Below are 800 nucleotides of genomic sequence, written 5' to 3'. Positions count from 1 at the left end.
AGGGTCAGCGGGAACCACCTGGCCCCGGCGTCCGTGCTGATCGAGGCGGACGTGCGGCGCATCGAGGCCCGGGCCGGGGGAGCGGCACGGCAGACCCGGGCACCTGTTCTGCTGATCGTCGACACGGGCCCGGCCGGACGGACCACGGCCCCCGGCGACGGCCGGGACTCACTCTGGCTCGGCCTGCTCCCCTCCACCCGCCTGCGCATCGAGGCACGGCTCGCGCCGGCCATGGCCGGAGGCGACCGGTTCACGGCCGTCCTGCGGGTGAAGGGCCGCGACGGACCGGAGACCGTGAGCGGCCCTTCGGCCCCGCAGCGGCTGGCGGGCCGGCTGCGGGCCGGACTGCGGGAGGCCACCGACGGACTGCCGGCCGACGCGCGGGCGCTGCTGCCCGGACTGGTCGTGGGCGACACCGCGAGGATCACCCCGGAGCTGGACGAGGCGTTCCGGGAGACCGACCTCACCCACACGCTCGCCGTCTCCGGCGCCAACTTCACGATCCTCCTCGCCCTGCTCCTCGGCCCGCCCGGCCTGGCGCAGCGCACCGAGCGCCGGGGACTCGCACCCCGCCTCGGCATCTCCCTGCGGACCACGGCCCTGCTCGGCGCGGCGCTGTCCCTCGCGTTCGTCGTCGTCTGCCGGCCCGACCCGAGCGTGCTGCGGGCCGCCGCCTGCGGATCCGTCGCCCTCCTCGCGCTCGTCACCGGCCGCCGCAGGTCACTCCTCCCCGCCCTGGCGGCCGCCGTCCTGCTCCTGGTGCTCCACGACCCGTGGCTGGCCCGCAGTTACGGCTTCCT

The 800-nt window shown here is 76.9% G+C and carries 1 protein-coding gene; it reads left to right on the top strand.

The genetic code is table 11. The features are described 5' to 3' along the window. Nucleotides 1-800 (top strand): ComEC/Rec2 family competence protein (locus B9S61_RS00550; RefSeq protein ID WP_181007170.1); only part of this gene is annotated, 800 nt, incomplete at both ends.

Origin of the sequence: Streptomyces sp. SM1 (assembly GCF_002910825.1) — a bacterium.
Taxonomy (GTDB): domain Bacteria; phylum Actinomycetota; class Actinomycetes; order Streptomycetales; family Streptomycetaceae; genus Streptomyces; species Streptomyces okerensis.
Note: the sequence above shows the minus strand (reverse complement) of the source record. Positions and strands in the feature narration are given on the sequence as shown.